6 protein-coding genes are annotated in these 16,094 nt (G+C 56.0%); 3 read left to right on the plus strand and 3 right to left on the minus strand.

From position 1 onward, the window contains the following. Positions 1–738 precede the first annotated feature (738 nt). Positions 739–1,080: a DUF4148 domain-containing protein gene (locus ACFSNN_RS27245; RefSeq protein ID WP_134465176.1), complete on the minus strand. Its 342-nt coding sequence runs from the start codon at positions 1,078–1,080 to the stop codon at positions 739–741. Positions 1,081–1,575: 495 nt separating this feature from the next. Further along, complete coding sequence (locus ACFSNN_RS27250) at positions 1,576–3,843, minus strand: nSTAND3 domain-containing NTPase (protein ID WP_134465175.1); 2,268 nt, start codon at positions 3,841–3,843, stop codon at positions 1,576–1,578. 648 nt (positions 3,844–4,491) lie between these two features. Here ACFSNN_RS27250 and ACFSNN_RS27255 point away from each other — a divergent pair. The 3 genes from ACFSNN_RS27255 (at position 4,492) to ACFSNN_RS27265 (ending at position 14,312) form a co-directional block, all read left to right on the plus strand. Further along, the gene (locus tag ACFSNN_RS27255) at positions 4,492–8,799 is read left to right on the plus strand and encodes an NACHT domain-containing protein (protein WP_377688998.1); all 4,308 of its coding nucleotides are present in this window, start codon (positions 4,492–4,494) and stop codon (positions 8,797–8,799) included. Positions 8,800–9,480: 681 nt separating this feature from the next. Beyond that, positions 9,481–11,223, plus strand: coding sequence for a hypothetical protein (locus ACFSNN_RS27260; RefSeq protein ID WP_134465172.1), 1,743 nt, complete (start codon positions 9,481–9,483; stop codon positions 11,221–11,223). Then, complete coding sequence (locus ACFSNN_RS27265) at positions 11,220–14,312, plus strand: hypothetical protein (protein WP_134465171.1); 3,093 nt, start codon at positions 11,220–11,222, stop codon at positions 14,310–14,312. Before ACFSNN_RS27260 ends, ACFSNN_RS27265 begins: the two co-directional genes overlap by 4 nt. 140 nt (positions 14,313–14,452) lie before the next feature. Here ACFSNN_RS27265 and tnpC read toward each other — a convergent pair whose 3' ends face one another. Next, positions 14,453–16,033 (minus strand): IS66 family transposase, encoded by a 1,581-nt coding sequence (gene tnpC / locus ACFSNN_RS27270; protein ID WP_093647918.1) that lies wholly within the window; start codon positions 16,031–16,033, stop codon positions 14,453–14,455. Positions 16,034–16,094: the final 61 nt, after the last annotated feature.

Below are 16,094 nucleotides of genomic sequence, written 5' to 3' on the forward strand. Positions count from 1 at the left end.
AAAAATCGCAACACTGTTTGCAATCCGGGAGGCGTCCACATAAGACCTTCCCTAGCCAAAATAACACTTTTCAGCGGTCGCCGAAGCGCGCTCCCGTTGTGGTTAAACGGACTCGCTCGGCCGTGCCCTCTGTGCCGCATGGGCCTCCTTTAAGGCTTGTTCGAGACGACCACCGGCGTATGGGCCAGTATGGTTGAGGAAGGCCAGGATTACGGGCCTTAGCCGGTCTCGCGCTGTGTTCGTGTGATCCGCGCGAACTGCGGTCGCGGCTGTACTCTTAACAGTTGCTTCCGGAATCTGCTTGACCGGGATATCGGACATCTGTCGCAGATCGGAAAAGTGGTTGACGGCGGGCACGGTATCGCAACGCAACAGCCCCGCGCGTAAGCGGGGCAAGGCATTACTACCTGTCAACATTCAACGGCCTGAGCCGCGTGTCGACCCTCGTCGGAAAAGGGAATAGTAACTTTGTCAGATGCTAGCCGGTATCCGCACTGTTACGCGTACTTAAGCGTGTTTAAATACTTGCTAACCTGTTTGCATTTTAGATGATGCCAAGCCGTCAATGCTGAGGTGACGAATGGCTGGCACATACTGGACGGGTAGAAGTGTGGGACCGGCGCGCAGACCCGGCGGACCTTGCGGCAAAACTTGGATATGACGCAATAACGGCTGCGCTATCAATCATCATCGGGTTTTGCTGTGTCTATGTCTGGTCGCGCCAGTTGGTTACCTGCCTTATTGACCGAAGTAGGTCGGCTTCATCCCATCAATCGATGCCGTATGCCGCGCAGACGACTGCGTCGTGCCGCTTACAACTCCACCGTTACCACTGGCGTCTGCAACGGGTGGTCGTGCGGCGTTTGTCTCCTCGTTCTGGGCAGCCACGCGTACCTCAGCGGCCTGCAAGTCAGCCGGATACGTAGCATCGTCTCTGGCCGCAGGGTTGTAGCCGGATTTTTCGAGTTGGACCAGTTCCGCGCGGACTTCGGCACGGGTCTTCGGCGCATTTGTTTGAGCGAAAGCGATTGATGCAGCGAGTGAGCTTGCAACAATAGTTGCCTGAATAAGCGATTTCATGATGTACCTCAACTTGATTTTGCGGCTACGAGAGGTTTCCTAGCTGTCAATTGCAGTGTAAGTACGAGAGTGCTTAACATTAAGGCATGAGGCAGTAAAACTTTATTGCGTTTTGTGAATTAACGAGAATCGCTTCGGCGCCTGCGATGACACCGCTTGCGAAATTTGTGCTCGATGTGGTCTGGCGCCTGTTCCGTACCATGCTGCAGGCGGGATTCCACCTGGGTACTTTCTGAGCAGGTCGGCGGAAGGTATTTCACCCAGACGTTCGGTCGTTGTAACAGGCACAAGGCGCCTGAAGCGCCCGAAAGAAGTTGAAATAAGAGAACGGACCTATCCTGGGTGTGGTGCGCCATCATCGCGACGTCGACGCGGCAGTGAACGTTCTCGCAGCATCGCGTCGCCATCTAGGCAGAACCAGTCCCATCCTTCGTGCCGAGCGCGGCGGTCGAAGGTTGGGAGTGGGACTTACGTTGAAACTAACAGCCGGTCAGCTTACTCGTCGATGTCGTCGAAAACGCTCCGACCATTGTCGGAAATTTCATCGCTTCTGTTCACCGTGATATCTCTGGCGGTCGAACGAACAGGCTTCGCGCGGTGCCGGTCAATCCATGCCTGAGCCTGCAATCGTTCTCTTTTGACAATCCTCTTGATACGCCAACTTGCAGGATGCTCCTCTTCAAACGCAGAGAGCAGCTGCGTAAACCGTCTCAGATGCCAATCGGGGTTGTCGTCGTCCGGATCGTAGCTAGATTCAAGTTCAAGACGTACGTGGTCGATTCGTGGAAGGAGTTGAGTGCGCATTGCATCCCGCAATCGCGCAAGCTCTTTTTCTTTTAGCATGTCGCGCAAGTCGGGGTCGATCAAGGCACGAGCATCGTCGCCATTGCACGCATGTGCACTGACTACCTTCACAAACATCTGGCGATCGTCCTCTGGTAGCAAGCGGAATTTGAAAAGGCGAATCGCAAGATCCACGTCTGCGGAATATTCGAGGTATAGCGAGGGACTCGCGATCGTTGCGGTCAGTCGCGGGTCACTTTGCAGGTATCTCTCAAGGAACTGTTTGTTGCATCGTTGAGCAAGGAAGGCGTGCAGGCTTCGCTGGGCACTCCACGTCGAAAGGTACTCATCTTTGTACGCAGGGCTCGTTTTGTAAGCAGATAGTCGCTCTATCAGGAGATCGAATAAAGAAGTTGGCAGTGCAACTGCGCCCTGGATTTGCATGTCACCGCAAGTTACCTGCTCCATCAGTTTCTCAACATCACTGCCGCGTACGTAGATTTCAAGCAGCTCCGGACTGCTACGGAGGATGGTCGAATATGCGTCGCCAATGGTGGGGTGCTTAAAGCTCCAGAACGAGTCGCCATCAGCAACAGTATGGACAACAAGACTTCCCCGCAGTGCCTCGAGTGCACTGGAGCACGCGCCCAGAGTGCTATCCAGCCGCTTCAATGCCTTGTCTTCGTCGACGGAAGGTTCGATTGGACTCGGTAGCCGCCCGTTGCGCATATAAATTAATGCAAGCGCTGCTTTGCTGTCGACATCAAGTTTCTTACAGACCTCGACCAGAATTTGCTCTCGTTTTTCGACGAAGTTCTTCAAGCTCCAGTCGGATATGTAGAGTTTTTTTGTAAAAATTGGCTCCGACAGTCTTCTCGCGATTTCTGGAATAAACCTCTTATGATCTGCGATAGATGGCAAGTGTTCTTTAATCTCAATCCTGAATTCGCGAGGCTGGCTTCCCATTTTCAAATGGTTGTAGAGGATCTGTCGCCGTTCGTCTGAGGTTAAGTCATGGACGTCGATAACGACCTGACTCTCGTTGAACAGAGGGAAGGCGTCTTCCTTCAACTCTCGTCGCGCGCGGTTGTAGATGTAGTCGCGCGACGTCATCACTATCCGGCTGCCTTGACCCAGCAGGGCCTTCATCTGCGGCAGCACGCGATTCCAGCCCATGGTAAGGGAACTTTCAAATTGCGTGACCCCGAACGCGTCGTCAATCCAGAAAAACTGCGACTTTTCGAGCGGATTCCAGTGTTCTTCAACCGACTTTGGATGATTTAGTTTCATCACTGATGCTCCCCAGCGGTCAGCGGACGCCATGGCGAGCAGGGACGCTATCGTCGTCTTTCCCGCTGCAGGCTCACCCACCAGGAGCACAAAATGATGCTCATCCAGCGCTTTCGCAGCTCTCCGGTAGGACTCGGTGACGACCACCTTAGAAAGGTCATCGCGAATTGAATCGAGAACCGCAGCGGCCTGAGCGTAGGCCCGCTGATCCAGAATCTGACTCAGATCACCGAGGCCATAAACTCGCGGGACCATCATCCGCAAATGTTTGCTCTCGCGTATCTGCTGCTCAATCCAGGTGACACCAAGCACCAGTACGCTCTTGACACCCACCGCTGAGAGCATGTCCTGGAGTTTTGACTCGGTTTCGCCGCTGACTCCTGCGTTTGTCATCAAAACATAGGCGTCGCATCGGTTCTCCCTGACTAGCCGCTCGGCTTTGCTTATTTCGTCATTCAGGTCCGACGGTCGTAGGGAGTATCCGGGGCGGCTGGTGAACTTGCATTGGATGACGAATTTTCCTGACAGTGACTCGCCGCGCTGAGGACACCAGGTGCCAGCAAATGCCCCGTCTCTGCCACCGTCATTCGAATCGAGGAAGCCCTCAACCGTCTGACCGAGTATCTCGCGCGACACCGACAGGCAAAGCTGCTGGAAACTGCGCCATCCCAAGCTTTCAAACTGAAACATGGAAACCCCGGAGTCTTCTCTATGAACTGGCGTGTTGCGGTTATTGTGATACCCGAGTAGCGCGGGATATATGCAGTGGTGCGTAGCGGCGTACGCCATGAAAATCGAACGATTGCCATTATTGCACGCCGTGCGAGCTACACAGCCTCGATCTCGACACGCCGTATTATTTCGCGCGCCCGGCCGTGCGCACATACTCTCAGGCTGCGAGATATCGCGATTGGCAATCCGGGTACACAGCACCCGGTTATTGTGAAATCGGTTCAGCGGATTGGAAGCTGACGAGCCGCGACCCTTCGACGAAGGGGGCGAGAACGTCTACCGTATAGGGTAATTCAACTGGTTCGGGGCACAACGCGACGGACCGTATATGTGTCATGAGACGTTGGGGTTGTACGGCGGGCCCGATTGCGTGCAGGATATTGTCGTCACGCGAAAAAGCTTGATCCAACGGAGAATCTGAAGGGCTCCATATGTCGACGAAGGTGCGTGCGAGTCACGTGTGATGGCATGACGGAAGCGGATGGCGTTGCGGTTGGCACCAAGTCGTACCGGGTCTAAATAACGCGTCCCTCGTGTTCGCGGCGTCCGTTTAGAATGGAGCCAGATAACAATCAAAAGGTGCTTCGGGCGACTGAAGCTGCACACATGAATTCGGACCACATCGAACTTAATCGGGGCTTAGTCGTCGTTCATCATGACTGGCCACGCAACAAGGAATTGGCTCAGCGTGACGACTTCGAGGATTCTGAGCTGACAGGAAAGCAGCTCACGCTGGAACAACTCCTTGATCACAAGGTTGCGGTCATTCTTGGTGAGCCTGGTAGCGGAAAGTCCGAGGAGCTAAGATCGCTTCATCGCAAGCGTGGTGGTTTTTTCATCCGCCTTGAGCGGCTGGTCGATGAATCGCTCCGAGAGATTCTCTCGGATGAGGATCTGTTGACATTTAACGGCTGGAAGAAGGGCAACGCAGAGGCGCTTTTTCTTCTCGATGCGGTCGACGAAGCGAAACTAGAACATGATGAAGACTTCGCCAAGGCCATTGATCGGGTCAGCAGGCAGATTGGGGTTGCGTTGCCAAGGGCGCGATTCGTTATCACCTCTCGAATCAGTGAGTGGCGAGCGCAAACCGACCTTGACATTGTACGAGGACTTGCGGCGCCTGAGACGAAACAAGTCGCGGACAAAGCGCCGCCCGATGGCGAAACGGTCAGCATCAATGACGCGGCCGAGGACCACCCGGTCATTGTTGTCGCAGCGCTACAACCGCTTACCCCTGCGCAGGTACAACGCTTTGCAGAAGGGCGAGGCGTACCCGAGGCGGCGCGTTTCCTTAACGCGTTGCGGGAGCGTAATGCGCTTGTGTTTGCTGTCCGTCCGCTGGACGTGATACTTCTGTACGAGTACTGGCAGGAGAAGGGTGACCTCAGCGGTCTGACCGAGCTGGTGAGATATATGGTGGAGAAGCTGCTAATGGAGGTTCGCAGCAAGGAAAAGCGTGATCCGCTCTCGCGTTCTCAAGCGGAGGAGGGGGCTGAGTATCTGGCTGCTGCAGTGATTCTGTGCAAGAAGCTCAGCTTTGATATCCCCGAAGACGGTCAGCTTTCCAGCGATTCACGTCTTTCAGCCGAGGCAGTTCTGCCTGGAACCTGGAAACCGCTTGAACGGCGAGCCTTGATGAATCGCGCGCTCTTTGACCTGCCGGGTCGAGGTGCCCTTTCTTTTCATCATCGTGTCCATGTCGAGTATCTCGCGGCGCAGTGGATCGAGCGACTCACGGAGCATAATTGTGGGTACGAGGAACTGGAAGATTTACTCACAACCAATATTGGTGGCAAGGTAACGCTGCGCTCGACGCTTGCGCCGGTTGCGGCATGGCTGGTCACGGACGGCCCGGAGTCATGGCGACGAAGACTGGAATCTCTGATTCTGTTAGTGGCTCCCCAAATCCATCTTCAGTATGGCGACCCCTCGGCGCTTACGATTCAGTACCGGCGTCGCGTTCTGGCCGCGATCGTCAACAAGTACAAGGACCGCAACCGCGCGCATCTGCGCGTCGATCCCGATAAGCTCGCCCGCCTGGCAGATGATGATCTGGCGGAAGACATCAACGTGTATCTCGTCGACGAAAGTATCTCCGACGACCTGCGATGCGATCTTCTGATGACGGTTTGGGAAGGGGCGCTGCAGGGCTGTGTCGAGACGGTCCTTCGCCTCTTTGCCAGTCCCGATAGCTCCGACGACCTGCGCTCTTTTTGCGTTCTGGCGACCCAGTACGCGGGCACGAACGAGCAGAAACGGCGACTTGCGCAGTTGGCGCAAGATATGGACGGACTGTCGAATACCGCGATTGGGCATATTTTTGAAGCGCTTTATCCGGCCATTGTCGATGCAGAGGGTGCGCTCAGATTTTTGGGTAAACCGGTTGAGGTTGGCCGCTACAACCACGACCTGCAGTACAGGATTGGGCCGCACCTGGAGCACGAACTGCAGGGAAAGGACGCCTCGGTCTTCCTGCGTGGATTCCTGAGTCTGCTCAAGACCGAGCCGCTGCGCGAGCGATCCGGACTTTCGCGTCGGTATCACTGGATGATGACTTTCGTTCCTTTGTGCCTTGAACGTGCCATTTCACAGTCGCCACATACCGAGTCAGACCGTGACCTGATCGTTGACGCTGTGCTGCTGTTGAACGAAGCACTGCTACATGGCTATCTTGAGACCCCTGGCATGGTTGACCATACTGAGTCATTGCGCGAGGCGTTGTCGCAAGCGGAGGACTTGCGCCGTGCAATCTTCTGGCGATCCGCGTCACTTGCTGGCATCTCGCTTGACTCGTACCCGTTTCCCTTTTACAAGCTGAGCCCCATCAGTGGGCTGGCGCCATGGAGCGCAGATGACGTCGACTGGATGCTCGATGACGTCAGAACCCGGCAGACGCTGATTGAACGCGTTATTGCGTTCAGCGCCGCCGCATACATACTCGGGCAAAAGAATAGCCGGTGGGTACGGTATCTGACCAGGATGGCCGGTATCCTGGACGAACCAGAGCTTAGGCGGCGCGTCTACCAGTTCATACGCAACAAACTGCTCTGGCGGTTCGCGCTCATGTGGCAGTCCCGTGTCAGGCACAATCTGCTCGACAAGACGTCATGGCAGGTGCGGCGGCACCGATGTGCCCGGTGGTATCGCGCGCAACGGAAAAAAATCTGGCTGTTGACGCACCTCCCATCATTGCGAGCCGGCAGGTTTCCGGTAATGCTCGCACACGTAACCGACAGCATGCGATCGAACGGCAAGAACCGTTTCAGCGCTGCCGAATGGGAGCTGGTGCGTAAAAAATGGGGCAAACTTGTCGCAGACAGTGTCCGGGAGGGGTGTGTGCGGGCGTGGCGTCAGTATCGACCATTGTGGCCCCATGAGCGACAGGAACGGAATTCGATAGACCGTCGCGTTATCATCGGCCTCGTCGGTCTGCAGACTCTTTGGCAAGAAGGTCACCTCGACTTCAATCAACTCGAACGCGACGATGTGGAGTTCGCGGTCAGGTACGCGTGCAGTGAGCTCAATGGATTTCCGGAATGGTTTCCTGATTTGGCGAGAGGACGGCACGCAGATGTCACGCGAGTGCTTTCCGAAGCGGTCGAAGCCGAGTTTGCATATCCCCCCGAGCTGGAGCAGGTGTACGAGGTTGTCGCGAAACTTGCAGGGAAATCTGCAGGGGATGTCGCAGTCAACCAGACGCTGTCGAAGGCGCTATCGTCATCTGATCCTCGGAACGCCAAGGTTCTTGGTCAGGTTCTGTCCGCCCTGTCGCGTGGATCGGACAGTGACATCGCCACGCTGGCTGCTCTTGCCCCCACGCGGATTGTCAAATACGAGTCCGGGCAGACCCAATGGATTTTGTGGATGGCTTCATGGCTGGGCGTTGACGCGGCGGCCGCACTTCGCTATCTGCAGTCCTCGCTGGATGGCCTTACGGCTGACGCGGCCGACCGTTTGATGGTCTTGCTGTGTGCGGAGTTGTCCGGCGGACCGGGCAGACGTCGAAAGTCTGGAGTTGCCGCGTTCCTGTTGCCTGAGTCCCTCGCGATATTCATCCCGCTAGTACACCGCTACGTGCGACCAGCGGAGGATATAGACCGGGTTGACAAAGGCGTCTATTCACCAGAGGCACGTGATAACGCACAGGATCTGCGCAATCGTCTCTGGGAAGCACTTCGGTCGGATGAGTCCGAAGACTCCGATGCCGTCCTTAGCACGTTTCTCTCGGACAACCTGCTAGCGGACCAACGCGACTGGATCCTGTCCATGCTCGACGAGCGTCGGGGCAAGCTTTCCGATCCGACAGCGTGGTCTGCCGAGGACGTGCGTGAATTTGCGGAGCACTTCCGTCATCAACCGCGCTCGGACTATCAGCTGTTTCGCCGCGTATCACGGCTTGTGCTTAACGTTAAGCATGAGATTGAGGCATCTCAGAATGCGACGAACCGGAACCAGGTGCGATTTGGTGATCTCGAAAAAGATTTCCAAGGCTTTCTCACGCGGAGGCTCGAAGATCAATCTTTGAACTGGTTTACTGTTACCCAGGAAAGCGAGGTTGACCAGGGGCAACGCCCGGACATTCACGTTAACACTTCTTTCCTCAACACGTTGCCGATCGAAGTGAAGCTCGCCAACATCGGTTGGACGGTGAGTTCGCTTCTTGAACGACTGGAAACCCAACTGGTCGGCCAGTACCTCCGGCCGTCAGCGGTCAACTATGGCCTGTATGTCATCGGTAACACGAAGGCCGGAAGGCAATGGCAGCTCGAAAACGGTGAGCGGATCGGTTTCGCGGGATTGGTAGAGTTGCTGAAACTGCGGGCTGTCGAACTGGTTGCCGCAAATCCGCAAAAGGTACATGGACTGGAGGTGATTGGAATCGATTTCTCCGATCCGCGTGAGGCGGGAGAGTGAGTCCAGCAAACGGTTGTCGGTAAGGACCTCGATTTCACGGCAAAATAAGACGATTGCGCGGCTCAGCTCCAAGGGAGCGCGCATGCTCTCGGGACTGCTCTATGCAACATACCGGCAACTGCTCGAAGCGAAGTGCTTCCGCGCCGATGTCGAAGTGATCAGGATTGACACGGCCTACACGTCGACCATCGGTGTCGTGAAGTACGCATCGCGACGAGGCTGGAGCGTGCATGCTGCGGCGGCGGGCGTGATCGCCCGTCGCGGGCAAAAGTGGTCTGAACGCGTGCCATGCGCCGACACGGAGGTCCGTGTTCCGGTTCGAGGCAGCCATCACGCCGTCGAGCTACCTGCAAGGAAAGGCGGAGATTCGCATATGGCCGCCTGGCGAGGCATTCATGCAGCACGCAGAGGTGTGGTGCGCGAGCGTTGGCTCGCCACGCGACGCGGCTCACCGCGCCGGAGGCGAACGGCACCGCTGGTGATGGCGCTCGCGGCTCACCCCTCAGCAGGGACAACCGTTCGCCCTGCGAAGACAAACAGCGTGAGCAGTGTACATACCTAGAATGAACGGTGTATGCTAACTGACCATAAAACAACCTTCGGAAGGCGCCCAGGGGCGAGCGGCGTGCCGAGAAAATATATGCACAGTCACCTGATCCAGCACATCGGCTCGGAAGCGTCGTGAATATGCGCATAGAGTTAATCAGCGATGTCTTGCGCGAGAACAATCTGGAATATCCGACGCTTGCAGTTCTTCAATCGACGGAAGATCTCTACACTGCATTATTGCTGCAACCCGCAGCGCGCGTAACGGTGCGTGAGGATTTCATCCGGAATTCTGATTGCGACCAGGCCCACCAGCTTTTTTCGAGCATTGCGCGAGAGGCACATGCACGCGCAGTAGAGCTATTTGTTACGCCGGAGTACAGCTTTCCGTGGAAGACCATCGAAGAATTGCTCAACGCAGGGATTACCCCTGCTGCAGGAAAGCTATGGGTCCTTGGCTGTGAAAGCTTGTCTCTAGGGGAGTTGGCGGGCCTGAAGGCGCGGTTCGCTGGGCGAGCTACAGTTATCCATGAGAACCTTGCGCAACAGCCTGCTGCTGCTCGCTTCCTTGACCCTCTTGTGTATCTCTTCCGCACTCGAGAGCTCAATGCCGGCCCTGAGCATATCGTGATGGTCGTGCAGTTCAAAACGGCACCATCCGGGGACCCGCAGAACATCGAAGCGACGCGTATGGCGAAAGGCGAAGAAGTGTACCTTTTCGAACGCGGCAAAGAAGTCCGCCTGATATCGATCATATGCTCGGATGCGTTCGGATTCGACCAGGACCTGGTGAAGGACAACTACGAGCATCTGCTGTTGCTCCACATACAGCTGAACGACAGTCCGAGAAACGAAGCGTACATGCGGTACCGCAGACAACTTTATGATTACGACTGCGATAGCACAGAGGTCATTTGCCTGAATTGGGCGGAGAACATCTGGTTCGACATGAAGGATGGAGCGGCGCCCTTACGAAAGACGAACATCCCCGCGTCAGCATGGCATTCCAAATCTAAAAAATTTGCAACTGAGGACGAAGTTGTGGACGGGAACCACCGTAAGGGGCTGTACTACACGTATGAGACAGGCCAGCATCGCCATATGGTTCACTTCTCCTACAGGCCGGCGGCATTCGTGCTGGAGGCAACAAAAGTACGCCATCATGGCGTGGAGGCTGCAAGGTCCAGACGGCGCGGTCCCGCGCTAACGCATGTGTTGCATTGGGATGGCGCGAAAGGCGCCTGGGCGGAAGCAGTGCCTCCTGCTGACGATGGCTTCGCCGCGATGACGGACGATTACGGTGCTTCCGTCAGAATGCTCAATGGCATACACGCGACAAGTCCTTTAAACGTCGAGCGCCTCGCGTGCATCACTAATGGCGAGTTCGGGCCTCGGCAGGACTGGTTCGAAGCACCCAATATATTCACGATGGGTCTTGAATCCAGAGCGGAGGTAATGCGACGAATTTCTGTCGCGTTAGACCCGGAAGGAACGCTCTTCCGCGATCATCGGATACGTGCAGTCAGCGCGTTAGCGAGTATCTCAGCCGGTGATCTCCCCGTACCCAGCCATATGAAAGACATTCAGCAGGGGTATGAATTCGGCTGGTCACGGCAGGCTCCCAATTGCAACGTTTCCTCGCTGGTGGACCACAGGCCAGCCGCGCTTGTCTATGCCGGAGAAAACCCGGCGCAGACTACCCTTCGAAACCTGTCCGCAAAAGTCACGGCAATCACAGCAAAATCTGACTACGCAGATCGATTCTGCGTGCTGTATCGCGAAGGGCCTGATGTAAAGCGATTTGCCGCACCGAACGAGCCGTCGATAACGAAAATTGACTCACATCCGGGCAAGAACTTCACGGAGCCGGAAAAATGACCGTCGCAGAAGACGCATTGAGCAGCAAGATTGCTGCACGACTTTCGAACGTGCAGCGTGTCGCTCCGGAAACGGTGCGCGCTGAGCGCATGGGGCCGGCTGGCGATCCATATGCCGTTTACTATTTCGCGCTGTCCGACAATCTTCAAGATTGGTCAGAGAACCTGGAACGCAAGCAGGATGAAGTAATTGGACCGGCTTATTTTGACGCACCAGGGGACTTACGCTGGAATCATTATCTGTATCTGGTCGTGCCTACGGATTTTGCAACGAGCGAATCATTTGCGCGACAAAAACGTGACATCGAAGCTGACAGGACCTACGCGAGAAAATTTGTTATTGGGCTGGACGAACTGTCAGGGGCGTTGGACCAGCTTCAACCACCAGTCGGTCCCCAAAAGACTGTTCCAGCAGTCGATATCATGGGGCGGTGGACTGAGAGGCTGATGAAAGCAAATCTGGGCATTGTCCTCGATAGGCTTTCGAGTGCCGAGACGATTCGTAAGATTTCTGGTGGAGCGCACACGCGGCAACCGCTCAAAGCTGATCTGAATCGCAAACCGCAGGCGCCACAAACGCTCGCAACCAAGTTTCTCGACGCTATTGACCTCGTTAAGTTCCGTGAGTGGCCGGACAAACGGGTGTTTGAGTCTTTCGGAACAGTCAACCTTTTCGTTGGTAGCAACGGCGTCGGCAAGACGAGTCTGCTGGAAGCAATCGAGTTTGCATACTGCCTCGATAACGCACGTGTGCCAGCGCCAAAGGATGGGCACATCAAAATGCGGTTCAAGGGATCTCCCGTCTGGCACGACTCAAAGGCACCCGCTAAACCTGTCGAAATGAAGCAGCGCAACCTTGACTGGTATGGGCAGCGAGATTTGCGTGGAAGCACATTGGCAGACAGCTTCTCGCGCTTCAATTTTTTGCCTACCGACGAACCGACATTGCTTGGGCAGCGAATCGACGATGTTAGTTTCGAGGACATGCTATCTCGGCTAATCGCGGGTTCTCAGGCTGCAGAGCTTTGGGACCACATATCACGGCTAGAGCAACCCATCGCTACAGAACTTTCGAAAGTTCGAGAGCTTATTTCCCAGAATCGCAAGACCAAGGGGACACTTGAGGTACTGATCGCAACGGAGGAGTCAGCGCCACGAGCCTCTGATACTGACTTCTCGGCATTGATCGAGGACTTAACGCGGCTTCGCTGGACTCGAGAAGTCACCAAGGAAACCATCTCGTCGGACAGCGTCCCGGCACTCGGTCGCGCTTCCTCGATTACGCGGCATCTTTCTTCGGCAGATCTCCGGTTAGACGTAGTATCCGAAAGCTCCGTTTTCGCGCGGCTTCAGCAACTCGAAGAATCGCTCAAGACTGCCCAAGGGCTACTTGAGCAGATTAACGACGCCAATGCAACGGCTCGTTCAATGACGGCGTTGGCTGACAGCGAACGACTGCGACTGAAGGATCTAGCAAAGATTGAAGACGCGCTTCAAGTCGATGCTTTCGACGCTCTGCAGGCACTGGAGACTCTCGAACAGCAATGTGCGAACTCGCGCCAGGTTATTGGAAGTATATTTCCCCAAACGACGCCGTTGATGATCGAGAACGCTTCGGGCGTTCTTGAGGATGAGATTCAAGGTAACCTAGAGCGATTAAAGGGCCTCGAACTCGAGATATCAAAGCTAGAAAGCGATCTAACTTCAGCTCGAACAATGCAGGAATCAGCGTCGTCGATAGTCGCACAGCTACGTACGCTTGCACGCCACTGGCTTCAAACAGATCCTACCCACAAGGACTGCCCGGTCTGCGCGACACCTTTTGACTCGGGTCAACTGTTGCGTCATATCGAGACTCTGGAGGCTCGTGTTCCAGAGGATGCGTCGGCGGCGATTGTTGAGGCGCTTGAAGTCACAAAGAAAAAGCATGACCAAGAGATGGAATTGCGTGGATTGCTCGGCCAACTTAGCACCTACGCTGCGCGACGCGGGCTGAGCGGTGCAAGCATGTCGCCGCTTGATGTGTTCCGGGACCAGGGTGCGAAGCGGAACGAACTCGATGAACTGGAGAGCGCACACATGCAGGCGGCCGACCGCATTGCGACCCTTATCAATTACCAACTCGACCGGAACGACATTGTCGCTCTTCGTGGAAGTGGTGCGAGTTTGGGTGTGAACGAGATCAGTAAGCCGGAAACTGAACGGGTGCGCGACGAGCTTTTATCAAGCGTTGCACGTGCAGAGGACGAGGTAGCCAAACTAGCCGCACATGCCGAAAGTTATCGCCTTGAGCTTTGTGCACTATTCATCGACACGTACGACTCGTCAGATACGGCCGAGCGTATCGTTAAGGCTGCGCGCGACAGGGAAGCGCTGCTCCAAAATGCCAGTTCGCTGATTGGTGAGATCAAGCAATTCGTGAGTCTGGATGACGGGCAAGATATTCTTATTCTGGCGCCGCTGATTGAAAGTGCACGGGTGGCTGCGGAGAAGTTTTCCGCAGCATTTGCGCGTGACAGCGCATCCCTGATGACCTTGACCAAGGCAAGATCAGACCTCGCGAAAGCCGAGTCGTCGCTTAAAGAGCACGTGGCTATTTATGAGCGTCTCAAGAATGCCAATGAAGAGATAAGGCAACTTCTCAAGACAGACTCTCTAGCAGATGCCACCAATGTAGAACTGACGCAGGTTCAAAGCACTGCCGACACGATTTTTCGGAAGATTCATTCACCAAACGAATATGGCGTGCGGCGCCATGCGTCGGCTCCTTTGTTCCGGTTGGATAATCCGAAAGCTGACGTCACGCTTCGAGACATTAGTACAGGGCAGCGGGCTGCCTTTGCGCTTTCCATCTTTTTAGCGATGAATGGGAAGCTCCAGACCGCACCACCTGTGTTGCTCTTCGACGACCCTGTCGCTCATATTGACGATTTCAATTCCCTATCGTTCTTAGATCATCTAAGAGATCTCTCCCTGACTGAGTCCCGCCAAATTTTTTACGCAACAGCAGACGCACGTTTAGCTGGGCTCTTTGAACACAAATTTGCCTTCCTTGGTGACAGCTTCCGTCGCTTCGACCTTTCACGCTGAGATATTCAAATGCTCGAATGCTGAGGTGGCGCAGTGGGTGAACTGTGAGACGCATCGATTCTTCCGCTGAGTTTTTCTCCACACAGCCTTCAGTAGCCTTTGAACGTAAGCGGCTGGAGAACCCGTCTTGACGGATTGAGCTAGCCAATGGTCGCAGGCGGGTGCCAGCGATGCGGCAGCAATGCGGCGATGTCGCTGGCCCTGTGGGTCGGCAGCCGCGTGAGGATGTCTTTCAGGTAGGCGTGCGGGTCGTGCCCGTTGAGTTGGGCCGAGCGTATCAGGCTCATGATGGCGGCAGCGCGCTGGCCTGCTCGTAGCGAGCCGGCGAACAACCAGTTGGCTCTGCCGATAGCCCATGGACGTATCTGGTTTTCTACCCAGTTGTTGTCTATCGGCACGTGTCCGTCGTCGAGATAGCGCGTGAGCGCTTCCCAACGTTTGAGGCTGTAGTCGAGCGCTTTCGCAATCGCTGAACCTTCCGAAACCAGCTTACGCTGCGCCACCATCCATTCATAAAGTGCGTCACACACCGGTTTGGCCCGACTCTGCCGGAGTTTGCGCCGCTCTTCGGCATCCAGCACTGCAGCGTCGCGCTCGATATCATAAAGCGCAGCGAAGAACGGCATGGCCTGTCCAGCGACGTGGCTGCTGTGATTGGCATGCAGGTCGAAGAACTTGCGCCGTGCGTGCGCAGCACATCCGATTTCAGTGATGCCCTGCTGGAATCCGGCCTTGTATCCGCCGTAGTCGTCGCACACCAGCTTGCCCTGCCAGCCGGCAAGGAAGGTGCGGGCGTGCTCGCCTGCACGGCTGTCGGCGAAGTCGTAGACCACGGCGCGCAGCTCACTGAAGTGCGTGGGCGTATACGCCCACAAGTACGCCCGGTGTGTCTTCCCTTTACCTGGACTAAGCATCTGTACCGGTGTCTCATCCGCATGCAGCACACCCTGCTGCAAGAGTTCCTGATGCAGGGCATCGACCAGTGGCTGCAACTGTGCGCCGCACGTGCCGACCCACGCACCCAATGTCGATCGCGGTATTGCCAGACCCGCCCGCGCAAAGATCTGTTCCTGACGATACAGGGGAAGGTGGTCAGCGTATTTGGCAACCAGCACCGAGGCCAGCAGCCCCGTGGTCGGGATGCCCTTGTCGATAACGTGTGCGGGCACTGGCGCCTGAATCAGCGTTTCGCAGTTCTTGCATACCCACTTGCCACGGATATGCCGCTCAACCGTGAACACGCCCGGCGTGTAGTCCAGCTTCTCGCTGATGTCCTCACCGATGCGCACGCGCTCGCAGCCACACTGGCATACGGTGCTATCCGGCTCGTGGTGGATCTCTGTGCGCGGCAGTTGCGCTGGCAGTGATGCGCGCTTCGGTTGCTGGGGTGACTGGTCGGCGGTGGCTTGCGGCTGAAGCTGCTCGAGCTCCAGTTCGATGGCGGCCAGATCCGCGTCGATCGCTTCTTCCAGCAGGCTCATCTGCTCGCTGCTGAACTGTTCGCTGCGCCGACCGTACTGCTGGCGCTTGAGGATGGAGATCTCGTGGCTCAGCTGCTCGATACGCGTCTGTCGGTAATGCAGCTCGCGTTCGTTGTCCTCGACCTCCCGCGTCTTCTCCTCAATCTCCCGGTCTCTCTCCTGCACCTGGGCAATCAGCTGCGCGGCGAGCGCGCGCAACTGTTCAGGGCTGAGGGCATTGAGGTCGGCAGGCAGGTTCATGCAAACCAGTCTGCCAGAACCCCTGGCACCGTGGAAGCGCGACAGTTTACGTCCCTGTTGG

The organism is Paraburkholderia dipogonis (genome assembly GCF_042680985.1).
Taxonomy (GTDB): domain Bacteria; phylum Pseudomonadota; class Gammaproteobacteria; order Burkholderiales; family Burkholderiaceae; genus Paraburkholderia; species Paraburkholderia phytofirmans.

Bases quoted from the DNA above. Each gene is read 5' to 3' on its own strand.
- ACFSNN_RS27255 (WP_377688998.1), top strand. From the start codon at position 4,492: ATGAATTCGGACCACATCGAACTTAATCGGGGCTTAGTCGTCGTTCAT.
- ACFSNN_RS27250 (WP_134465175.1), bottom strand. From the start codon at position 3,843: ATGTTTCAGTTTGAAAGCTTGGGATGGCGCAGTTTCCAGCAGCTTTGC.
- tnpC (WP_093647918.1), bottom strand. From the start codon at position 16,033: ATGAACCTGCCTGCCGACCTCAATGCCCTCAGCCCTGAACAGTTGCGC.
- ACFSNN_RS27265 (WP_134465171.1), top strand. From the start codon at position 11,220: ATGACCGTCGCAGAAGACGCATTGAGCAGCAAGATTGCTGCACGACTT.
- ACFSNN_RS27245 (WP_134465176.1), bottom strand. From the start codon at position 1,080: ATGAAATCGCTTATTCAGGCAACTATTGTTGCAAGCTCACTCGCTGCA.